This window comes from Halorubrum amylolyticum (genome assembly GCF_004114995.1).
GTDB classification, from domain to species: Archaea; Halobacteriota; Halobacteria; order Halobacteriales; family Haloferacaceae; genus Halorubrum; species Halorubrum amylolyticum.
Genome location: NZ_SDJP01000016.1, coordinates 53257 through 74736 on the forward strand (window position 1 = coordinate 53257; position 21480 = coordinate 74736).

General features: G+C 59.4%; 18 protein-coding genes. 7 read left to right on the forward strand and 11 right to left on the reverse strand.

The window, feature by feature from the left end; translation table 11 throughout:
• Positions 1-119: 119 nt before the first annotated feature.
• The 3 genes from ESO89_RS11710 to ESO89_RS11720 form a co-directional block, all read right to left on the reverse strand.
• A complete protein-coding gene (locus ESO89_RS11710) occupies positions 120-1274 on the reverse strand; it encodes a CapA family protein (RefSeq protein ID WP_128905678.1) in 1155 nt (384 codons plus the stop codon).
• A gap of 177 nt (positions 1275-1451) precedes the next feature.
• Positions 1452-2396 carry a DUF368 domain-containing protein gene (locus ESO89_RS11715; RefSeq protein ID WP_128905679.1) on the reverse strand — a complete coding sequence of 315 codons (945 nt, stop codon included), beginning with the start codon at positions 2394-2396 and terminating at the stop codon, positions 1452-1454.
• Between the two features lie 9 nt (positions 2397-2405).
• Positions 2406-5582 (reverse strand): oligosaccharyl transferase, archaeosortase A system-associated, encoded by a 3177-nt coding sequence (locus tag ESO89_RS11720; protein WP_128905680.1) that lies wholly within the window; start codon positions 5580-5582, stop codon positions 2406-2408.
• Positions 5583-5680: 98 nt separating this feature from the next.
• On the opposite strand from ESO89_RS11720, the gene aglG reads away from it, so the two are divergent.
• Positions 5681-6619 carry a glucosyl-dolichyl phosphate glucuronosyltransferase gene (aglG, locus tag ESO89_RS11725; RefSeq protein ID WP_128905681.1) on the forward strand — a complete coding sequence of 313 codons (939 nt, stop codon included), beginning with the start codon at positions 5681-5683 and terminating at the stop codon, positions 6617-6619.
• Here the strand turns inward: aglG and ESO89_RS11730 are convergent.
• The 4 genes from ESO89_RS11730 to ESO89_RS11745 form a co-directional block, all read right to left on the reverse strand.
• Positions 6609-7517 (reverse strand): glycosyltransferase, encoded by a 909-nt coding sequence (locus ESO89_RS11730; RefSeq protein WP_128905682.1) that lies wholly within the window; start codon positions 7515-7517, stop codon positions 6609-6611. The two genes, aglG and ESO89_RS11730, sit on opposite strands and share 11 nt — an antisense overlap.
• Positions 7518-7596: 79 nt before the next feature.
• Positions 7597-8805 (reverse strand): glycosyltransferase, encoded by a 1209-nt coding sequence (locus tag ESO89_RS11735; protein WP_128905683.1) that lies wholly within the window; start codon positions 8803-8805, stop codon positions 7597-7599.
• A gap of 54 nt (positions 8806-8859) precedes the next feature.
• Entirely contained in the window at positions 8860-9798 is a 939-nt protein-coding gene (locus tag ESO89_RS11740) for an NAD-dependent epimerase/dehydratase family protein (protein ID WP_128905684.1), read from the reverse strand.
• A 281-nt stretch (positions 9799-10079) separates the two neighbouring features.
• Positions 10080-10754 (reverse strand): class I SAM-dependent methyltransferase, encoded by a 675-nt coding sequence (locus tag ESO89_RS11745; RefSeq protein ID WP_128905685.1) that lies wholly within the window; start codon positions 10752-10754, stop codon positions 10080-10082.
• Between the two features lie 135 nt (positions 10755-10889).
• Between ESO89_RS11745 and ESO89_RS11750 the strand changes: the two genes are divergently transcribed.
• Complete coding sequence (locus ESO89_RS11750) at positions 10890-11777, forward strand: glycosyltransferase (RefSeq protein WP_128905686.1); 888 nt, start codon at positions 10890-10892, stop codon at positions 11775-11777.
• Positions 11778-11807: 30 nt separating this feature from the next.
• Here the strand turns inward: ESO89_RS11750 and ESO89_RS11755 are convergent, their stop codons facing one another.
• The 3 genes from ESO89_RS11755 to ESO89_RS11765 form a co-directional block, all read right to left on the reverse strand.
• The gene (locus tag ESO89_RS11755; protein ID WP_128905687.1) at positions 11808-12707 is read right to left on the reverse strand and encodes an alkaline phosphatase family protein; all 900 of its coding nucleotides are present in this window, start codon (positions 12705-12707) and stop codon (positions 11808-11810) included.
• A gap of 138 nt (positions 12708-12845) precedes the next feature.
• The gene (locus ESO89_RS11760; protein WP_128905688.1) at positions 12846-13988 is read right to left on the reverse strand and encodes an AGE family epimerase/isomerase; all 1143 of its coding nucleotides are present in this window, start codon (positions 13986-13988) and stop codon (positions 12846-12848) included.
• Between the two features lie 71 nt (positions 13989-14059).
• Complete coding sequence (locus ESO89_RS11765; RefSeq protein WP_128905689.1) at positions 14060-15031, reverse strand: hypothetical protein; 972 nt, start codon at positions 15029-15031, stop codon at positions 14060-14062.
• Between the two features lie 143 nt (positions 15032-15174).
• Here ESO89_RS11765 and ESO89_RS11770 point away from each other — a divergent pair, with 143 nt between their 5' ends.
• Positions 15175-16518: a sulfatase gene (locus tag ESO89_RS11770; RefSeq protein WP_128905690.1), complete on the forward strand. Its 1344-nt coding sequence runs from the start codon at positions 15175-15177 to the stop codon at positions 16516-16518.
• Positions 16519-16551: 33 nt separating this feature from the next.
• On the opposite strand, the gene ESO89_RS11775 is transcribed toward ESO89_RS11770, so the two are convergent.
• Positions 16552-17631 (reverse strand): glycosyltransferase family 61 protein, encoded by a 1080-nt coding sequence (locus tag ESO89_RS11775; protein WP_164932784.1) that lies wholly within the window; start codon positions 17629-17631, stop codon positions 16552-16554.
• A gap of 190 nt (positions 17632-17821) precedes the next feature.
• Between ESO89_RS11775 and ESO89_RS11780 the strand changes: the two genes are divergently transcribed.
• The 4 genes from ESO89_RS11780 to ESO89_RS11795 form a co-directional block, all read left to right on the forward strand.
• Positions 17822-18778 (forward strand): NAD-dependent epimerase/dehydratase family protein, encoded by a 957-nt coding sequence (locus tag ESO89_RS11780; RefSeq protein ID WP_128905692.1) that lies wholly within the window; start codon positions 17822-17824, stop codon positions 18776-18778.
• A gap of 156 nt (positions 18779-18934) precedes the next feature.
• Positions 18935-19729, forward strand: a complete 795-nt coding sequence (locus tag ESO89_RS11785; protein ID WP_128905693.1) for an alkaline phosphatase family protein — start codon at positions 18935-18937, stop codon at positions 19727-19729.
• A 132-nt stretch (positions 19730-19861) separates the two neighbouring features.
• Positions 19862-21313, forward strand: coding sequence for a flippase (locus ESO89_RS11790; RefSeq protein ID WP_128905694.1), 1452 nt, complete (start codon positions 19862-19864; stop codon positions 21311-21313).
• 72 nt (positions 21314-21385) lie between these two features.
• On the forward strand, positions 21386-21480 hold a 95-nt coding region (locus ESO89_RS11795), incomplete at its 3' end, for a sugar phosphate nucleotidyltransferase (RefSeq protein ID WP_277750268.1).

Consider the following 21480-nt stretch of genomic DNA (forward strand, 5'->3'; position numbering starts at 1 on the left):
GGAATATATCGGGTTCACATGGAATAAATCTTTGTAGACGGGATAATCTATCCCAGTGGCTCAACAGCGGGAACCGTAGCCGAGAGAATGCCGTGGTGGTTTCCGACCCCGACCGTGCCTTACCCCTCGCCCAGCGGGAACGCCAACCGGTCGTCGCTCCGCTCGACCTCGGTGTCGAACGCCTCAGAACGCTCTGTGAGCGTGTCGCGCACCCACTCGGAGACTTCGTCGTCCGCCAGCGTCGCCGCCTCGTCGACGATCTCGATGGGCTCGACGATCAGCTCCTCGAGGTCGCCGTCGCGCACGGCGAGTTCGAAGAGGGCGCTCCGCTTGTTGCGGACGCCCTCGCGGTCGTGGTAGCTGATGTAGTCGTCGACGAAGTCCGCCGCGTCGTAGATGATCGGGGACCCCTGGTACACCTCGACGCCCTGGAGGACGTGCGCGCTGTGGCCGTGGACCACGTCGACCCCCTGTTCGATCAGCCACCGGCCGAACCGCTCGTGAACCGCCCGGGGCTCGGTCTCCCAGTTCGGTCCCCAGTGGAGCGAGGCGACGACGAGGTCGGGGTCGCGTTCCGCCGCGCGGTCGAGGACTCCCTCGACGAGCGAGCGCGTCGCGGAGACGGCGGGATCGAGGGTCGCGAACGCGGTCCCCGGTTCCGACTCCGCCGCGGCGAACTCCTCGGACTGGTCGGTGAGCCCGAACGCCGCGACGGTCAGTTCTCCCGCCTCGAAGACCGCGGGTTCGAGTGCGGCCTCCCGGTCGGTGCCGGCGCCGGCGTGTGCGATCCCCGCGTCGGACAGGTGCGACTCGGTGTCCCGGAGCGCGGGCTCGCGGTAGTCGAGGACGTGGTTGTTCGCGAGCGAGACGAACGAGGCGCCCGCGGCCTCCAAGGCCGGCACGGCGAAGGAGGGGGCAGCCCGGAAGTAGAACCCCTTGTCCGGCCAGCGCGTCCCGCGGTCGGAGACGCAACACTCCAAGTTCCCGACCAGCCCGTCCAGTTCCCGGAGCCGCGGTAGCGCCGACCCCCAGACGTTCTCGGGGTCGTCGTCGGCCCACTGCTCGTTGACGCTCCGGCCGAGCATCAGGTCGCCGACGAACCCGATCCGGGTCTCGTCGCCCTCGGCGGAGCCGTCTCCTTCGCCGCTCGCGTCCGAGCCGCCGTCGGCCGCTTCGCGCCCCCCGTCGTCCGCATTCGGCGGTGTGGCGGCACACCCGGTGAGCCCGACGAGTCCGGCGACGCCCGATGTCAGCAGGGTCCGGCGCGTTCGCATCGCTCGATGGTTCACCGAGCGGCGATTTGAAGCCTGCGGCCGAGCGCTGACCCAGCCGACGCACCGCCCCGATCCGAGGCAAGGAACGGTCAGCGGCGAACGCGCTCCCGCCCTCGCCCATCGAACGCGCAACCGGAGCCGAGGGACCCGCTCTCGCACGGGGAGAGCCCCGACCTCTCAGTACTCGATCGCCGCGGAGTGCCGGGTCAAGACGCCCACCAGCGCCGCGCCGCCGGCCGCCGCGAGCGCGAACCGCGGCGCCGCCGCCGTCCACGCCTCGCCGCTCTCGGCCAGTCGGATCGACACCTCGACGAGGGGTGCCCGGAGGGCGCCGACGATCAGGCTGACGAGGAACGCGATCGTCGCGGCGCGGGCGCGAGCGAGCGCGTATCGGACCCCGTGCGCGACCGTGAACAGCCCGACGACGCCGCCGAGGATGAACGTCGCGATGGTCGGCGCGATCGCCGTGAGGCCGGCGGCCCCCTCGCCCAGCGCGAGCGCCACGACCCCGTCGATCGCCCTGCTCACCGCGCCGGACATGTACTCGTACTGTCCGAGCACGACGAGCAGTAGCGACCCGGAGACGCCCGGGAGGACCATCGCGCTGACCGCGACCGCGCCGGCGACGAACACGACCGGCGGCGAGCTGTCGAGCGCGGTCGAGGCGTATCCCGACGCGAGGAAGGCGAGCGAGAACCCCCCGACCGCGGCCGCCTGCCGACGCGGCGTGTCGAGCGCGACGTCGCCGAAAAGCACCGCCGCGGAGGCCGCGATCAGCCCGAAGAAGAACCCGTACGTCGCGACCGGGCGCGTGGCGAGCAGATAGTCGACCGCGCTCAACACGGCGACGACCGCCGTGGCGATGCCGGCGCCGAGCACGAGGAGGAAGGCGCCGTCGATCTCGTGAAACGCGGCCCGCGCGTCCGGGAGGTTGGCCGGACGCACGCCCGCGAGCAGCCTCCCGATCCGCGAGGGGCTGACCGCGGTAACCGCCGCGATCAGCCGCTCGTAGATCCCGACGATCAGCGCGATTGTGCCGCCGGAGACCCCGGGGACCGCGTCCGCGCACCCCATCGCGACGCCCTTCGCGTACAGCGCGGCCCAGTCCCGGAGGTCGGTCATGGTCGGCGGTTACGTGCCCGCGAGCGGCCCGCCGCTCTCGTCCGTCGGCGGCCCGTCGAGGGCGCGCGGACGGGCGGTGGACGCGGCGGGGGCGAGCGCGTCGGACGCGGTCACCGACTCCGTCGCGTTCGCGTCGCCGTCGGTACCGTCGTCGCCGGCGCCGCCGTCTTCACCGGTACCGCCGTCGTTCCCGTCCTCGCCGTCTCCGCCGCCGAGGGTCGTCTCTTCGAGCTCGACCGTCGCGGTCGCGTCGTCCGCGCCGACGACCTGCGCTTCGGTCACGTTCACCTCACCGGTGAGCGCTGTCGCGGTGCCGTTGTCGATCGACAGGCCGGTCGAGAGCTGGTAGGGGCCGGTCGCCCGAACGCTCGTGTTCGTGTACCCGTTCTCGGGGCCGAACTCGTCGTAGCCCGTCGTCGAGTACGGCACCGTCAACTCGAAGCTCCCGTCGTCGTCCGCGGTCGCGTACTGCGTGTAGGTGAACGTCCGCCCCGACGACTTCTCCATCTGGACGGTCGCCTCGACCTCTTGGCCGGGCTCCGCGCCCGTCCCCTCGATCGTCGCTCCAGGGACCCGCTCGAACGTCTTCACCCAGTCGTCCTGGAACGCCGCGAGGGTGGACTCGCCGAGGACGCTCTGGACGTCGATTCCGAAGCGCTGGAGGACGCTCACCTGCAGCGCGGAGGCCGACTGCCCCTGCGCCTCCGTGGCGTGGACGAGCCGGTGGTGCTCCAGCGCCTCGACGCGCTCGGCGGGGAGATCGCCGATTCCCCCGACCTGAGCGCTCCCGTCCTCCTCGACGTACGCGCGCGCCTCCGAGACGCTGTCGAACTGCCGGATGGCGGTCGAGGCGTTGCTCGGGAGCGTGTCGATGTCGACCCGCTCGCCGCTCGCGGTCTGGGCGGTCTGGGTCTCCCAGTCGACGACGACCGGCCGGGGGTCGACGGCGCTGCCGTAGTGCTCGTACAGCCGGATCATCTGGCTCTCGTGGTAGCGCTGCGTGTTCAGCTGCATCACCGTCTGGAACCCGCCCTGATCCGTCTGCTGATAGAGGAGGCGGTTGAAGTCGTCGCGCGTCTCGTTGCCCGTGTAGAACGTGACCGGCGCGCCGAACTTCGAGTTCGGCGAGGCCATCTGGCGGTCGACCATCACGTATCGGGTGTTCTCGCCCTCGTCGCTCTGGCTCGCGAGCACCTCGCGGGCCTCGTCCTCGCTGGGCGCGAGGAGGTAGTCGGCGGCTTCGTTCGCGTTCTGCTGGAAGGGGTTCGCGTTCGGTATGCGCTCGGCTCGCGTGGTGATCCAGTGGCCGTAGTCCCACCACGACTGCACGCCGTAGGCGCCCTCGGGATAGTCGAAGTCCCCGTCGGCCGGGCGCTCGTAGGTGCCGTACAGCTCCATGGGGTTGTCGGCACCCTCCAGTTCGCCCGGCGTGGGCGTCTCGTCGCTCATCCACTGGAGGCTCTCGTCCCACTCGACGACGTTGCCGGGGTCGGTGTTCGCGCCGGCGGTCCACACCGGCGTCGCCATCGCGACCAGCGGGACGATGAGGACGACGACCAAGACGAGCGCGCCCATCACCTGCCATCCCTCGACGTCGCGGGCGCCCGAAACCGACCGCAGATCGAAGGCGTCGAGACCGAGCTGTAGGAAGTACGCCGCGCCGACCGCGACGACCACCGCGAGGTAGTAGTTGAAGCGGGCCTGCGTGAACGCGGCGCTCCCGATGAACGCCGCCCACACGACGAAGTACAGCTCCTCGGTGTCGTACTCGACCAGGAACGTCGCTCCGACGAGGAAGGCGGCCGCGACGACGAGTCCGACCACCTGCCAGCCCACGCCGACGACGCCGCCGATCGCGTCGTAGAGCTGGGGAACCGCGTAGACGGAGCCGACGACGGCGAGTGCCGCGGGGATGTAGAGGGTGTGGTTCGCGTTCTCCGAGCGGTACAGGGGACGCCCGACGACGTACAGGACGGCGACGAGCGCGAGGAAGAACGCGAGGCCGTACTCCGAGATGACGAAGTTGGTGAACGAGGTGTCCTGGAGCGGCGGGGCGCCCTCACCGATCGTCTGGAACGTCGCGCGGGCGCTGAAGCCGACGAAGTTCAGTAGGTTGCTCGTGAGCGTCGACCACAGCGAGGGGAGCGCGAGCCAGACGACGCCCGCGGACGCGACCAGGAGGCCACCGACCGCCGGCGGATAGGTCGTCGTGTCGAGGTCGCGGCCCTCCCACTGGCGGGCGAGCCACGCGAGGAAGACGGCGCCGACCGCGACGCCGAGGGGGAGGACGACCTGGGTGAGCGAGTAGCTGGTGACGCCGAACGAGAAGTTGTCGAGCGGAATCACCTGCATCGCGCCCGCGACGACCATCGCGATCGCGCCCGCGAAGGCGACGGGCTCGGGGCTCCTCCCGTGGTACACGTCGCTCGTGAGCTTGACCGCGAGCAAGACGCCCGTGATCCCGACCAGGAGGACGCCGGGCTGCCACGTCCACATGTAGAGCCCGAGCGCGACGCCGGCGGCGGCCGCGTACGCGGCGGGGCGTTTGAGAGCGCCCCAGTCTCGGTCGACGACGAGCTCCCAGACCGGCGCCTCGCGCTCGGCGACCGCGAAGGCGACGAGGAACGCGAACACGGCGGTGCTCTGGAAGAGGACCTCGGCCGCGCTGTGGTCCGGGAAGCCGACGAGGCTGTAGGTGAAGAACGACCCCGGGAGGAGCGCGAGCACGACGACGGCCGCGACGGCCGCAAACCGGTCGACGAACCGCCGCGCGATGAGGTACGTCGGGACCGCGACGAGCGAGCCGGCGATCGGGGCCATGACGAGCAGCACCTCTTCGGTGCTCCCCATGACCGGCCGGGCGATCCAGACGCCGACCGCCATGATGTGGTCCCAGAGGGTGCCGAACTGCCCCGCCTGCCTACCGACCGGGAAGCCGGTCCAAGAGTCGAACGGGAGCGTGCTCGGCCAGTTCTCGAGGAGGTAGGTCGTCTCGCGGAGGTGATACCACGGGTCGTTGCCGCGGAAGTACACTTCGCCGTCGTCGACGAAGTTGCCGTACGATCGGAGGCGAGTCCACAGCATGAACGCGAACGCCCCGAGGAGGAGCGGGACGTGATACCACCGTCGGAGCGCGTCGAGGGGCGATCCCCCGTCGTCGCCGGCGGCGTCGGTTTGCTGGCTCATTACACGATTCCACTACCAAAACGTCCATAAGGCTTGTTATATATCGCCCGGCGACCGGTTCAGAATCCTTATTGATCCGGACGGGAAAGCAGGCGGCAATGAGGGTCTCCGTCGTCGTCTGCACCTACACGATGGACCGCTACGACGCCTTCACGGAGGCCGTCGAGAGCGCGCTCGCACAGACCCACGACCCGATCGAGGTCGTGCTCGTGATCGACGGCAACCCCGACGTGTACGAGCGCGCGGTCGAGGACTTCGGCGACCGCGAGGCCGTCGTGATCGCCGACAACGACGAGAATCGGGGGATCTCTTACAGCCGAACGCGGGGCGCCGAGCTGGCGTCCGGGGAGGTCGTCGCGTTCATCGACGACGACGGCGTGGCCGAAGACGACTGGATCGCGAACCTCGTCGGCGTGTACGAGGAGACGGACGCCGTCGCGGCCGGCGGCGACGTGCGCCCGAACTGGCAGGGGGAGCGACCCGACTTCTTCCCCGAGGAGTTCTACTGGCTCGTCGGCTGCGTCGAACCGGGATTCGCCGAGGACGGCGAGGAAGTTCGGAACACGTACGGATCGAACATCTCGTACCGGCGCGAGGCGTTCCTGGAGGTCGGCGGCTACGACCCGAACACGGGCCGGAAGGGCGACAAACACCTGCAGGCCCACGAGGCCCCCGTAGGAATCCGGCTCTTGGAGGAGTTCGGACGGGGGATGGTGTACACCGAGGACGCCGTCGTACACCATACGCTGTTCGAGTACCGCGGCGAGTTCCGGTGGCTGGTGTTCCGGTCGTTCTGGCAGGGGTATTCGAAACGGGTGATGGACCTCCTGTACCCGGACGCGCCCGACGCCAAGGGAGAGTATCTGACGTGGTTGCTGACCGACCGCGTGCCGCGCCGGCTGGAGGGGCTCGTCCGGTCGCCCTCGACGGCCGCGGTGACGCAGCTGGGCGCGATCGGGGCGTTCACGCTGGCGGTCGGACTCGGGTACCTGTACGCGATGGCAACGCCAGATCTGGTGGAGAAGGCTAACTCGTAGGCGCCGGGATGTCGTCTCGTTCGTCGCCGAGGAAGAACTCGTAGTAGTAACCGAGGCCTCTGCAGGCGAGCATCGCGAACGAGAGGAACGCGAAGGCGAGCCTCGTGACGAGCGAGTCGGGTTCGTCCTCGTCGTCGCCGCCGCTCGGGCCGCTCGGCGTCGGCGGGATGCCGGGCTTGCCGTAGCGTTCCGGGTAGTAACGCTGCTTCTGGCAGAAGCCGCGTCCGACGCGGATGTTCTTCTTCGCGAGCGACTCGAAAGAGGTTCGAGCCGGATGGTAGACTGTCGCGTCCTCCGCGTAGCCCTGATCGTAGCCCGCCTCGTGGACGCGCTCCCCGAACTCTCGATCCCCGCCGGAGATCAGTCGGGCGTCGAAGAGACCGACCTCGTCGAAGACTTCGCGGCGGACGAGCAGAGCACAGGTGGGTGCGTAGTTCTGTTCGTCAAGATACTGTTCGACGGGGAAGCCCGTGTGAGCGTTGTACCTGCCGACGAGGGTGTCCTCGGGGAGCGTGAGTTCAACGTTGCAGCCGAGGTAATCGACGTCCTGTTCGTCCATGGCTGTGAGGGCGGTTTCGAGCCAGTCCTCGTCGACGGTCTCGTCGGCGTCGAGGAAGGCTAGCACGTTGCTCTTCGAATGCTCTATCCCTCGAATACGTGCAGCGTAGGACCCTTGAACTTCATCCTCGATAACTAGTTCAACGTTATCGTGGTCACGAACTCGCGATTCGATGGTACTCCTAGTCTCATCAGTGGAGCCGTTGTCGACAACGACGACGTGGTATTCCTTGAACTCCGATGCCGCTAATGAATCAAGTGTGGCCTCGATGCCGAGGGGATCGTTGTACACCGGAACGATAATATCCGGATTCGGAGCGGCGTCGTTACTTGCTGTCACCCGTTAGCGACCTCTCTTTGGGAGTGAACGGGAGTCCTGAACTGGATGATTCCCTCAGACGGCAATTTGCTAAACTTCCTCACAATTCCCCACCGTGAACTCCCGTGTACATCTTCTCAAGGATGTCGGCGACCGCATCGAGTGAGTGTCGAGTTTCTACCAATTTCCGCCCATTGCGGCCGATTTTCTCCCATTTCGTTGGCTCCGAAAGCAGCTCTTCTAAGGCAGATTTGATCGCCTCACTGTCGCGTTCCGGAACTAATAGTCCAGACGAACCGTCGTCAACTATCTCTGGAATTCCGGCGTGCCACGTGGAGACGACTGGCAGGCCTCTCGCTTGAGCTTCGAGCAACACAGTCGGCGTCCCCTCCTTGTCTCCCTCCGTTGAGGTAGTGCTCGTCTGTACGAATATATCCGAGTCTGCCATGAGCCGTGCAATCTCGTCTGATTCCTTCCAACCGAGAAACTCAACAACATCTCCAAGTCCACGTTCGCTGGTTTGCCGTTCCAAGTCATCCCGGAGAGGTCCGTCACCAGCGATACGATACTCTATCTCGTAATCCGTCTTGAGCGACTCAAGGGCCTCCAGTACGTATTTTATCCCCTTCTTTTCGACGAGTCTGCACGCGGACAACAGCTGGAGAGGTTTGTCGCAATCGCTGGCCGGAGGCGAGAGCTGAAAGGCTCTCGTGTCGACTGGGAGCGGGAACCGGGTGACCTTCTCGGAGGGGCACCCGTGTCGAACCAACTCCTCATCCATCTCGGAACTCAAGGACCCGATGACATCAGCGGAGTCAAAGAGAGACTCGTACCGCCACGGGTTCTTTTCCAGAAGTTCACTGGCGTCGTACCCGTAAAACGAAGTCACAAACGGCGCTTCTGTCTCCGACGCGAGAAACTGGAACGCATTCCCCACCGGCCCATAGTGGGCGTGAATTGCATCGTATTCCTCAATACGGTGTCGTATCGGATCAGAGCGTCTCCTCCAGAGATCGGTTTGGGGTACTGCGCCCGTTCCGTACCTCAGTACTCGTAACGGGTATTCGGGATGACGGAGTAGTGCTGGAATCTGAGTGCCGAGTATGGATGCCGCTTTGTCACTGGAGGAGATAGATTCGAGATAGATGATGTCGTTGGCGGCTGGCGTTGTGTCCGGAGGCCGGTCTGAAGTTCTCTTTTGGGCATATATGTCGACCGAGTGTCCTCTTTCCACTAATGCCCTCGCCTGATTCGCGATAAACGTCTCCGAGGACTTGGGATACTTTTTCAACAGGAACGCGACGTACATGACTGGGGTTAGTGTTTCCTCGATTTAAAGGGTGAGCGTGAGGTCAGCGAATTTTTAGGACTGAACGTCTTCCAGCAGTTCCGGATTCGAGAGGTACCAGTCGATAGTCTTCTCGATCCCCTGCTCGAAGTTGTATTCTGGGTCGTAGCCGAGGAGCTTCTGTGCTTTCGAGATGTCTGCCACGTAGCGTCCAACCTCGCCCGTCCGATTCGGTTCGATGTGAACGGAAGCGTCCCCGCCCGTCTTCTCGACAACGAGCTCCGCAAGTTCCACCAGAGAGCTCCCTTCCCCTGATGCGATGTTGAACGTCGTTCCAGAGATTTTTTGGAAGTTCTCCACGACGCGCTTCACCCCGTTGACGCAGTCGTCGACGTAGGTGAAGTCCAGAATCTTGTCCTCACCGTACACGGTCAAGTCCTCGCCTGCCTGTGCCTGAGCGATGAACAGGGGAACTACGCGATCGGACACGTCGTACTTCCCGTAGACGTTGGAGAAGCGAAGAATCGAGGTGTCCATGTCGTAGCACTTCCCGTAGGACTTTACAAGGGCTTCTCCTCCGATTTTACTGGCAGTGTACGGGCTCTCGCACTCATCCACGTATGTATCCGTCTCGTCGTAGATGATCTTCCCGTTGTTCCCGTACACCTCGCGACTGCTCGAGAAGACGATGTCCGCCCCGGCGTCTCGGGCGTACTCGAGAACGTTGTACGTGGTGTCGAAGTTCTCTTTTGCCTTCGAGGGATCTTCGACCAGCTTGTGGACTCGAGCGTTCGCTGCAAAGTGGACGACCAGGTCGATAGAGTCAGGGAGTTCATTTAGGTTCTCCTCGGATCGGAGATCGGTAACGATAGTTCGTTCATCGACTCGTTCCGACCACTGATTGTCGGTAATATCAACACCGGTTACTTCGTAGTCTTGGTCCAAAAGCGATTCCGAAAGCGCCGTGCCGACTGTTCCGCTGCTTCCCGTTACGAGTATAGACCCCTTCGTCATGGTTGCAGGTCCCGTAGACGACCAATAAGCTTATCGTCTTTCCTTCATTCCTGCAGCGTGTCATAGAATATGTCTCACACCCTCTACCTGGCGGTTATACAGCCCTCAATTCACGCGTAAGCCCGTAGTTTCGTCAGCCATTAGTTTTATTCAAGTCCAGAAATGTGAATGATACCTGTTGAGAACTATTGTATGACAGGCTCCATTCCTGTCCATTTTGACGGAGTCCCTTCATCGAGGCGAAGATCACGAGTTTGACCGACCGCAACTGCAGAACCAGATCAATCCACTTTGCTGGCCGTCAGAACGACAATTCCCTTCTTTTCTTGTTCTACGGCTCTATTGCGTATCTGGTACCCTCTCGATTCTAACCGCTGTCTGACTTCGGACTCCGGAGAATCGAGAAACCCATGGGATTCGACTATTATTGTCGGAGGCAAATCGGCCAATCCATCGATAATCTCGTTTTCCGCACCTTCACAGTCGAGAACCAGCACCTCTGATTCCGGAAGGTCCTTCGCTTCTATGTGCGCCGCACTGCCCGCCTTTCCGTAAAAATCACTACTGAAATCGGAGAACGACCCGACCACTCCGTGCCTGAGTTCTACGTGGGACCCCACCTGATTGAGCTCAAGCGTTTTCTTTACGATATCAATTTGGTCTTCGCTACCCTCGTACGTCTTCACCGACCCTTTCCTACCAGTTGCTTCCACGGCAGCGACAGTACTCACACCAAGTCCTCCACCGACCACACACACTCTATCTCCCTCGTGCACTTCAGCTCGAATCTCAGACACCAGTTCAGCCTCGTACTGTGGGAACTTGTCGGTATTGTCGAGTAATTTTACTCGGTGCCTGACAGCAACTCCGTTGTGAACACTTATTTTCCAGGGCAGACGTGGCCTGACGAAGCCATCGTAGATTCCGCGAATCAACCCCTCCAGTCGCAAATCCATACCTGTAGGTTTACTTGCCTCCAAATAATTCTGACTACTGGTCCGTCCCAGTGTGTTTAATACGGCCGAGTATTGAATATAGGCAAGAACTCAGCTGTCCAGCCATAATGGTCAGAATAAGAATAAAATATTATTATGTCTGACGTGAACTCGGGGGTTTTATATGTTGCGACTGGAGCAGACTTCGTAAATGAGGCTAAAATATCGGCCAAGCAACTAAAGGAAGTGATGCCCGAAGTGGATGTGACGGTGTTCTCCGATCGGCAGGTAAATAGCCCCCATTTCGATTCGACGGTTCACATAGATTCACCGACGTACAGTTTCCTCGACAAAGTCAAGTCAATACGACGTTCCCCGTATCAGAAGACCCTCTATCTGGACACCGACATTTACGTGAACGAACCGGTTTACGAGCTATTTGATGTCCTCGACCACTTCGATATGGCGGCCGCTATTGATGCTCACCAGCAATCAGTGATACCGAACGACGAGTACGCTGCTCCCGAAATATACACCGGCGAGTACGATCCTGTGCCGGAGTTCAACTGTGGTTTAATCTCGTTTCGTAACAACCCTCGGGTCAGAGAGTGCTTCGAAGCCTGGGAATCGAAATACAATACAACAACTGATTGGGCTGATCAGCCGTCACTAATGCACGCCTTCCAGCACTCTGATGTCCGCTACTGCCCGCTACCCCCGCGTTACAACTACATTCCTGGATTACGGAATAGTGTCAGCGGTATTGTGAAAATTTTCCACAACCGGTTAAACTCCGGGATGGAGATGGGGTACAAGGATGCCCCTCCACAGCAACTCCCCCAAGTGATAGAGCGTGTGAATCAAACACCAGAGGCCAGAGTCACGTATCCTTACCTAGGTAAAATAGAGGATTACACTGATTTAGAGGTCTTTACTGAAGACCCAGTCCTACGACAAGTTCTCAAATCGTTCTGGCGCCTCGGGCCCTCTAAGGCCGCGAAATTTTGGGTGAGGAAATTGCGGGAAGCAACGACTGGAGGCTGATTCAAAACTAACTCCATAGGGACGTTCCGCTCACCGGTATCCAAGCGACTCAAGCCTCTCCTTCGGGCTACTCTCTTCCGTCCCTACTTTGTCGACCGATGGGTGTCTTTTCTCGAGATCTGATGCTGTAGTGATATACCAGGGGACCGTTTTGACGGAGTCAGTTGGAATCCCGACTGGGTGCTCGTAGACGCCCCACTCGCCGATTCCGTTCCCGTGATCTGCGGACACTGCCACCGTATCGGCGTCAACGTTCTCTAGCAGTACCTCGACCTGATCGAGGACGTACCGCAGGTTCGCAATGTACGACTCCCAGATCTTGTTCTCGTCTCCACGACCGACCATGAGTCCCTTCCATACGTTGTCGAACTTGTTCCCGTGACCGAGTGGCTCCGGGATACTCGGAAAGTGTGGCTGCATGTAGTGAACGATCATCCGGTCGTATTCGTCGCCGTACTCGCGACTAACCTCGACCGATACGTCGGTAACAACTTCGGCCGGGACGGTCCCGGTCTCATCGTCCCACCCGTAGTCGTAGACGTTCTCAAAATTCACGAATGGAAGCTGCTCCACCGAGCTACTGTGCTGGTTCGCCGTCACGTAAATGGTGTTCTCGATCTCGTCGCTGTACTCGTCTGTGAAGGTCTTCTCCATCCACTCGATCGACGTAGACGCGGACGACCGCATCGTCCCGGGGGCATCGAGGAACGAGTACTCGTCAGCCACCTCCTCGATGGCGTCGACGCGGCACGCGTCGAGAATCAGGAGGAGGTCCCAGTCTTTCTCGTAGACGTTCGTCCCATCCTCGAACAACGGTGACGAGCGACGAAGCACGCCCATCCAAGCCTGGTTGATTGCGTACTTCAGACCCAGCAAGCCCTCCTCGTCGACCCACTCTCTAGTGGTGTGCAGAAAATCCCTAAAGCTCATATGGCGCGTGGTTGCTCACCGCACCTCATAAGTTGATTCATGCCGAGCCACCCTCGAGACGGGGGTGGTTCGGTGAGAGGAGGTTTAGATTGGCGGTCCCGAGGCGAGTAAGGGGAATCTCGGCGCGGATGAGTGGATTTATCCCGGGTCAGGTCGAGAAGTGTGGAGCTGCAGGTCGGGCAAGTCGACGAGTTCGCAAACGAGGGCAGCGGCCGTCTCTTCGTCCACGTCCAGTGATTCGAATGGAGTTCTCCCGACAGTGGGATCTTCCGACACCTCCTCTGCGACTAACGCTGCGAGTGTAGACTCTGTAGTATCTTCGAACTCTCGGTAGATTTTCGCCATACTAACGCCGGGAAGCGCATCCCCGTGCTTCGTCTGAACCCCGCGCAACAACTCTTTCTCGTGCTGGTGGACGAACCCGAGGGCGTTCTGGAACTGTTCGGACTCCCAAAAGGGGTGAGAAGGGAACGCTTTGTGGATTTCGACTAGTCCCGCGAGATTCACGGTCTGGTAACCACGTTCTTTCCTCAGACGCCTCTGGGAGCAAGTATAGTAGTGGTGTGCGACCTCGTTTCGCAACAGTACCCGATGACGCGATGTCTTGACTACCGTCTTCAGTACCGTTCCGATGGGTGGGTGGACGTAGTGCCTGATCAGGCCGTTCGACCGGTTCTCCATGTTCGCCTCGAGTCTATCGAGGAGGACTTCGACCCTCTCTCGGACTTCAGGTGATTCGTTTCTGATTCTGGCGGCTGCGCCCGCGAATAGCAATTGATGGTTGAGTGTTCTGTCGAATGAGAGCCGAGTACCGTCGATTTCTACGATCTCCCAAAGCCCGAGATCGTCGTCGAACGGGTGGAGATCGAACAGTTCTACAGCTCTGCGCTGTGCGTCGTTGCGTCCCAGCGAGTTGGCTGCGAAAGAGAGCGCCCGGATCACACTAGCTTGTCCAACGAGTCCGTTGCAGCTATCTTTCCCGGCGACATCTCGGCAGTGGTACGTGGCTCCCTCCGGGCGGAACTCGGGGGTGAGCAGAAAGTCGACTGCATCGTTAGCTGCTCGTTCGAATCTGTGCTCGCTGGTAATGTCGTAAGCCTTCGCGAGTGTCCGCAGCCACTGTGTCGTTGTCCGAACAGGTGTAGACTTTTCGTCGTAGCTGTAGTTCCGTCCGGGAGGAAACGAACCATCTTGCTCCTGTACTCGAATCGCCTCCTCGGCACCTCGAACAATCAGGTCGTAGGTGGTGACAGTCTGCTCACCCGAGGACGAGGAGCTCATCGGTTACTGAAAGCTACGAGCATCCATTAAATAATCTTCTCGAAGTCAGTTCGCGAACGATCGTCCTGTATTTATATGTATCCCAAATCTGCGAGGTGCTCCTGAATGTCTGTCTGTCCCGTATCTGAATGTGTTTCGGGGTCCCGGGTTCTGTCATCGCTAGCTTCCGTCTCTACCCATGGGACTTTTTTGACACAGGGCAACAGCATCCCCTCGGGGTGTCCGTGAATCGTGTATTCGCCGAAAGCGTTTCCGTGGTCTGCAGTGATGACGACATTGTCCGCATCGAAGTTCTGAAGCAGTAGTTCGACTTCGTCGAGGACGAGCCGGAGATTTTCCTCGTAGAGGTCCCAAACCTCGTCGTAGTCGGCTGCTCCCGATTCGATTTCCTTCCAGCCGCCAATCTCGGTGTCCGTCGGCTCCCTGTCCTCGGCCAGTGCACCAGCGATGTACGGGATGTGTGGCTGCATGTAGTGAGTGACGAGTCGGTCGGGGTCCGACTCTCGTCCCACCTCGATAGTGCGGTCAGTAATCGCTCTGGGTGGAACACCGAGTTTGTCCCGGTGTGCGGTCTCCCAGAGCATGTCGAGCTGTCCGAAGTCTGCCGTGCTTACGGTTCGCCAATTCGGTCGACAGAACGGCACTGTCTCGTCAGGGGGGTAGCTCCCTTCGACGAACGTCTCGTGAGTGTGGCCGTTCCCAGTCACGTACGCTGTCTCCCGAATTTCGCCGCGGTAATCGGTGGAGAACGTCTGGGCCAACCACTCGTGCGAGTGACTACCCACGGACCACCGCGAATCGACCGTCTCGATGAAGTCGTAGTCGTCGGCAACGTCTTCCAGAACGTCCACTCGGCACGCGTCGAGAATCACGAGCAGGTCCCAGTCCTCGTCGTAGACGTGAGTTCCGAGCGGCCACCGCGATGTCAGAGTATACCAGACTCCGAGGTATGTGGTGAACGCGGCGTGCATCAGGCCACGAACGGGGTTGGCGGAGATCTGTTCGCGGTGTTCCGCAACCCACTCTCTGAACGAGCCACTCATCTCTCGTTGATAGCAGTCTACAGACGACTAAAACGATGCTGGTTCAAGCCGAGATCCAGTCTATTCCCGGCAGAAACGCCAGTTCGATGAAGACCTCACAGCGAGTCAAAAGGGCTAACTAGCTCTCTCGAATCTCTGTACCCATGACTGCCGAGGATGGGCCTGCTCCAGCCGACGAACTCGACAATATCGTCGTGTTGTCGGCAGATTCCCTTCGATTCGATAGAGTACACGCCAGCCGGAACGGCGAGCCACTCACCCCCAACATCGACGAACTCGCCGAGGACGCCCTCGAATTCACACCGGGTGTCGCCCCGGGTCCGTCGACGAGGGACTCGATTCCGTCGATGCTCACCGGATGCTTCTCGTCGGACTTCGACGAGTACGGACTGCCCACGTCTAGGACTGGCCCACTGACGATCGCTGAGGAGCTCTCTGACCGTGGTTTCGAGACGGCCGCCCTCAGCCACAACAACTTCACCTCGCGGCGATACAACATTGACCGCGGGTTCGACTTCTTCGACGACGTGAGCGAGGAAGCGCGCAAGGAGAACAACCGGGGCGCATGGCGGCTCTACGTCCGCGATCTTATCGAGGACACACCGTTGATGAGCCTGTCGAACACCGCCAACAGCCTCGCCATGGAGTACTTGGGCCGGAGCCTCTACATGCGGAACGAGGCGGCGGAAGGCATCACAGACCGAGCGCTCGACTGGATGGCGGAGACCGACGACAAGCGCTTCCTCTGGATGCACTACATGGACACCCATCACCCGTATCTATCACCCGAACGCATACAGAAGAAGTTCGGGCGAACGTACTCGAAGAAGCACATCAAGCAGCTCTCGCAGAAGACCCGGAGTAGGCAGGACGAAATCACGGACGAGGACATTCCGGAGATGGAGTACGTCTACGACTGTACGGTCCGCTACGTCGACGAGCAGATCGGCCGCATCCTCGATCAGCTCCGTGCGGAGGGGGAACTCGAGAACTCGATGATCGTCGTCACTGCCGACCACGGCGAGGGGTTCGGCGAGTTCGGGAAGTTCGGACACGCCGATCAGCTCTGGGATACCCTCGTTGCCGTACCGTTACTCATCTACCATCCGGATGGTCCGTCAACTACGGTCGACGGCCAGGCACCTCTTCGACTGTTGAAAGAGTCGATCGTTGACGGTACCGGCCTTTTTGACTTGACAGAGTCCGGTTCCGACTACGTGTTCACCGAGGTTCCGGATTACCGTGACGAACTTCGTGGGGTGCGCGGCCGGAAGTACAAACTCATCGACCGGGATACCGAGCTACTCGCCACGAAACTCGAAGACGGCGAAGAGACCACCATCGAGACAGAAGCGATCGCCGAGAGAACGTTCGAAAAACTGCAAAACGAACTCGATCGAGACTTCGAGCGGATCAGCGTCGGGGCGGATGTCGACCGAGAGGAATTCAGAGACGATCTCGCTGCACTCGGCTACCTTGAGGAGTGAACTGCGGACTCTGAAGCTTCAAGCCGCCCCCCGTCAATTTCTCGATAATAGTTCTTCAACAACCGTCGCAAGTTGCTCCGTGTCGACCTGTAGGTCGACCCCGCGTGGCCGACATTCTAGGGACTTGTATGGTAGACCAACGGATTCAGCCAGCTTTGCGTAGTTCGGTTTGACCTTCTCCCCGAACAGTTCGAGAACAGCGGTATCTTCCGCGTAAATGAGATTTGAGAAGCCGGCACCGTGGGCACCTACTACGAGATCAGCTTCGTTGAAGAGGACTGCTTGCTCCGCCACGCTGTAGTCTGCAAGGCGGTAGGATTCGAATCCGTACTTGCTGAGAGTGTCGACAACCGCACCTTCGTTCAGCACCCGTCGCTCTTGCGTGTCTCCCCGAGAGATGTATACGTTCGAACCAGGGCTCACGTCGATATCCTGACTGGTCACCGACTCAAGGACTCGTTCCCGGACCCACTGGCAGTCTCGCCTCGTCGGCCTCGGGAACGAGGGAACGACCAACTCCGAGGCGCGGTAAGCGCTCGCGTCTGCACGGATGGTCTCCGAACGGTTGACGCCGAGGTAGGACAGCGGTTCCTCCATCCAAGCGGGCAGCTCATCCGGAATCAAGAACATGACGGCTTCATCGGTTGCCCGTTCGTACTCCCGAATAGACCGGAGTTTCGGGAGCGTTTCGACAGTCCAGTGGTAGTAGTTCTGGTACCGTGGGATGAGCGAGCAAATCGTCTGGACAGATTCAGCTCGCCGATCAACCTCCTCGATTTGTGCTCTGACGAGGTTACACGCAAATCGGGGACCGTCGAAGAACGCGTGCCGGCTCAGCGCCACGGCAAGTTTGTGCTGGCGAGAACCGGGGGCGGAGAGCGATTCTGCCACGAACGCACCGTCGTTTGTCAACGCGACGCCGGTTTCCGATAGTATGTATCCCGTCTCGACACTGACGGTATAGACACCCGATTGACCGGAAGTGTTGTTGTAGTCGTCTACTGCTTCTACGACAGCCTCGTCACCACAGACATCTCTCGCCGAGACGATCTCCGGGCGACCGCTGTCCACGAAGCGACGAAAAAAAGGGTAGAAGACTTTCTTGCGTGCCACTAGCTCGGCTCCAGTCGACGTTGAGACAATCACTCCGTCGTTTGCCAGCTTTCGGCGGGCCTTCCGAAAGGACACATCGTCGCTCAGTTTCATTTATTCGTGATTGACAACTGTCGGGCGGACTCATGTACGTTCTGTTAGTGTGCCCGAGACCGTCACAATTTTACTCTGCGGTACGAAGTCATCGTCGATGACTGAAACTAGGTCGGTGGTGACCGGCGGGGCTGGATTCCTCGGCAGTCACCTCTGTGAGCGACTGCTCGCGGACGGACACGAGGTGGTGTGTGTCGATAACTTCGGTAGCGGCCGGCGAGAAAACATTGCGACTCTACGGGACCACGACAGCTTCAGTGTCTTCGAAGCCGATCTTCGTGAGGAGCCGGAGCTCCCCCCGACCGACGAGATATACCACCTCGCATCGCGCGCCTCTCCGTCAGATTTTACTGACTTCCCTGTACAAATCGCATTGACAAATACGCGGGGAACAAAGTATCTTCTCGAACACGCCGTCGAACACGACGCCACGATGTTATTCGCCAGCACGAGTGAAGTATACGGGGACCCGGAGGTTCATCCACAGACAGAAGGATACAATGGGAACGTCAACATCCGTGGTCCCCGTGGCTGTTACGATGAATCTAAACGATTTGGGGAGACACTCGCAGTCGCGTACCACGAGAAGTACGGCGTGGATGTTCGGACGATTCGAATATTCAACACGTACGGACCGAAGATGCGTGCAGACGACGGGAGAGTTGTCCCGACCTTCCTGAAGCAGGCCGCTAACGGCGATGATTTGACCGTTTACGGGAGCGGAAACCAAACACGAACCTTCTGCTACGTGGACGATATGATCGACGGAATTCGTGACGTAATGCGCTGCGAGGCGCTCGCTGGTGATGTTGTCAACGTCGGTGGACAGAATGAAGTGAGTATCCGGACGCTTGCCCAGACGGTGCTGGAGATCTGTGACACGAACAGCGATGTCGTCTACGAACCACTTCCACAAGACGACCCGACCAAGAGACGACCGGACGTCACAAAGGCTCAGCGGTTATTCGACTGGTCCCCTTCCGTCGGGTTAATGAATGGTCTCAGACGGACACTCAAAAGCTTCGAGAAACCCCAAGACGGTACGATTGGGTGACTTGGCTTGCGAAATAACTACACCTTCGAGAATATCCGACGAGCCGTTCGCAATCCACGTCTGTTCGTCCGTGAAGCCGCTCGGTTGCTGAGCTTCCCGGTTCACCACGGGTACGGTACATACGTCAACTACAGTCAGCCTGATGGCGTCAACGTGATGAACGAAGATTGGGACAACTTGATCATTCTAGACGCCTGTCGGTACGGCTATTTCAAGAACCAGAATACTATCTCCGGCAACCTAGAACGACGAACCTCTCGCGGAGACAAAAGCTGGGAGTTCATGCAAGAGAACTTCGCCGGAAAACAGTTCCACGACACCGTGTATGTGACCGCAAATCCGTTTGTCAGTCGTCTTGATGACAACGTGTTCTACGCTGTCGACACACTTGATGAGTACTGGGACGACGATATTGGTACCATCTGGCCAGAAGATGTCGCATCTGCGGCAGCCGATGCCAATCGGGAACACCCGAATAAGCGGCTGATTGTTCACTTTATGCAGCCCCACCGTCCATACCTCGGGGAAACAGCAGACGTGTTGAGAGAACGTGTGGACTTGATCGGATACCAGAACGAGGGAGATGGTCTCCAAATATGGGGTGCAGCGAAGCAGGCTGATGTCTCAGTACAGGAAGTGAGACGTGCGTACTCCGAATCTCTCGACATCGTCCTTGAGGTGGTCGAACAGCTACTTACAGAGGTAAATGGAAAGTCGGTGGTGACGAGCGATCATGGCGAGATGCTTGGCGAGAGGATACTTCCGTTCACTTCAAGAGTCTGGGGACACTCCGAGGGTTTCAGCACGCCCGATCTACAGATTGTCCCTTGGCTAGAAGTCGAGGACGACAACCGGCGAACTATTAAAACAAGCAGTCCAGTAGACAACGACAAGCTTAGCGAGGGTACAGTGAGCCAACGGTTATCCGCCTTAGGGTACCGCGAGGAGTGACGTATATTGGTGATCTACCAGCCAATTTACCCCTCTAGCCGGTATTATCATCAACGTCCGTTCGATATCTGTATAACGTGGCTTTGGAACTGAAGAAGAGGTCTTATATTCTTCACTCACTCCCACCGACATATGCGTCTGGGACAGACATCAATCATTCATTTCACCTCCCGCTTTTCCGCGTCTGTTCTGGGATTCATTGCGACAGTATTCATCGGACGAATCCTCGGCTCAGAGGGCCTCGGTGTGTACTATCTCGTTTTATCCGTGGTTTCTTGGCTCGGGATTGTCGTGAAGATGGGGATTCCTAGCGCCATAACGAAACGCGTCAGCGAGAGCAAATCAGGAAGTCAGTATACGATAGCGGGTACTTCGATCAGTATACTGCTCTTCGTGGTTGTCTCGACTGGAGTAGTTCTATTCCAAGAACCCATAAACAATTATGTCGGGTATCCCGCAGCAGAGTTTGTGGTTTTGCTGCTCTTTGTCAACCTCTCCCAATCGCTCGTAAATGCAACCCTAAATGGACAACACCTTGTTCACATCTCTGGCGTGTTCAATCCAGTTCGAACTGGCTCAAGAAGTCTCGTACAAATTGCCGCCTTAGTGGCCGGTTTCGGCCTAACTGGTCTGTTCATCGGATATACTGTTGGGTACGCCCTAGTCGCGGTAGTTGGTGCGTGGATCGCTGTTCGGAACTTTCAATACATATCGCTACCTCGCCGTTCCCACTTTGAGAGCATCAGATCTTACGCGAAGTTCGCGTGGGTCGGGTCCCTCCGGGGGCGAGCTTTTAATTGGGTAGACGTTTCCATTCTTGGTTTTTTTGTTTCATCATCACTTGTGGGTGTCTATACTGCAGCTTGGAATATAGCAGTGTTCCTGATAATATTTGGTGGCTCGTTAAGCCAAACGCTCTTCCCTGAAATGAGCTCCCTATCAGCTGAAGAAAACCGAAAATCCGTCGCAAGTCTTTTCGAAACAGCACTCACATTCGCCGGCTTAATTTTAATTCCTGGATTAGTCGGAGGAACGCTTTTGGGCGAGCGACTCCTTCGGGTGTATGGAGAAGGGTTCTCTCGAGGAGCACCTGTCCTTTCAGTACTCATCGTTGCGACCCTCATTCAGGGATACCAACGTCAGTTCACGAATACGTTAAATGCGGTTGACAGACCCGATCTGGCCTTTCGCGTGAATATCGTATTCATAGCCACAAACGTCGTGTTAAACGTTAGTATAATCCCATACTTCGATGTTCTCGGTGCCGCAGGTGCGACAGCCGCTTCCGTCGGTGTAAGTCTCCTCGTAGCTTATATGGTTCTTTCTTCGATACTTGATTTTTCAATACCGTCCATTGAGATTGCGAAACAATGGATGGCTGCCGTTGTTATGGGACTGTTCGTCTATTCCGGCCAGTGGTTGGAATCTACTTACTCGATTATTGGAACTAATTTTATAGTCGTTGTTATTTTAGTCGGGTTCGGTGCTGCGGTGTACTTCGTGACACTCCTGAGTATTTCTAACCGGTTCCGAAAGACAATAATTGACAATTTTCCAGAACGATTGACCCGCTGTATCGCGTGATTGGTAAGCCGACTTGAATAGTCGAACTCCTCACTCCAAACCTATTTCCCACCCCACCGACACGGCCTACTCATGCAAGCAGTGGTACTCGCAGCCGGCAAAGGCACACGCCTCCGCCCACTCACCGACGACAAGCCGAAGGTGCTGGTCGAGGTGAACGGGACGCC

Coding starts and splice junctions, on each gene's coding strand:
- ESO89_RS11770 (WP_128905690.1), top strand. CDS start 15,175: ATGACTGCCGAGGATGGGCCTGCTCCAGCCGACGAACTCGACAATATC.
- ESO89_RS11790 (WP_128905694.1), top strand. CDS start 19,862: ATGCGTCTGGGACAGACATCAATCATTCATTTCACCTCCCGCTTTTCC.
- ESO89_RS11745 (WP_128905685.1), bottom strand. CDS start 10,754: ATGGATTTGCGACTGGAGGGGTTGATTCGCGGAATCTACGATGGCTTC.
- ESO89_RS11710 (WP_128905678.1), bottom strand. CDS start 1,274: ATGCGAACGCGCCGGACCCTGCTGACATCGGGCGTCGCCGGACTCGTC.
- ESO89_RS11750 (WP_128905686.1), top strand. CDS start 10,890: ATGTCTGACGTGAACTCGGGGGTTTTATATGTTGCGACTGGAGCAGAC.
- ESO89_RS11715 (WP_128905679.1), bottom strand. CDS start 2,396: ATGACCGACCTCCGGGACTGGGCCGCGCTGTACGCGAAGGGCGTCGCG.
- ESO89_RS11780 (WP_128905692.1), top strand. CDS start 17,822: ATGACTGAAACTAGGTCGGTGGTGACCGGCGGGGCTGGATTCCTCGGC.
- ESO89_RS11755 (WP_128905687.1), bottom strand. CDS start 12,707: ATGAGCTTTAGGGATTTTCTGCACACCACTAGAGAGTGGGTCGACGAG.
- ESO89_RS11740 (WP_128905684.1), bottom strand. CDS start 9,798: ATGACGAAGGGGTCTATACTCGTAACGGGAAGCAGCGGAACAGTCGGC.
- ESO89_RS11720 (WP_128905680.1), bottom strand. CDS start 5,582: ATGAGCCAGCAAACCGACGCCGCCGGCGACGACGGGGGATCGCCCCTC.
- ESO89_RS11785 (WP_128905693.1), top strand. CDS start 18,935: ATGAACGAAGATTGGGACAACTTGATCATTCTAGACGCCTGTCGGTAC.
- ESO89_RS11760 (WP_128905688.1), bottom strand. CDS start 13,988: ATGAGCTCCTCGTCCTCGGGTGAGCAGACTGTCACCACCTACGACCTG.
- ESO89_RS11765 (WP_128905689.1), bottom strand. CDS start 15,031: ATGAGTGGCTCGTTCAGAGAGTGGGTTGCGGAACACCGCGAACAGATC.
- aglG (WP_128905681.1), top strand. CDS start 5,681: ATGAGGGTCTCCGTCGTCGTCTGCACCTACACGATGGACCGCTACGAC.
- ESO89_RS11735 (WP_128905683.1), bottom strand. CDS start 8,805: ATGTACGTCGCGTTCCTGTTGAAAAAGTATCCCAAGTCCTCGGAGACG.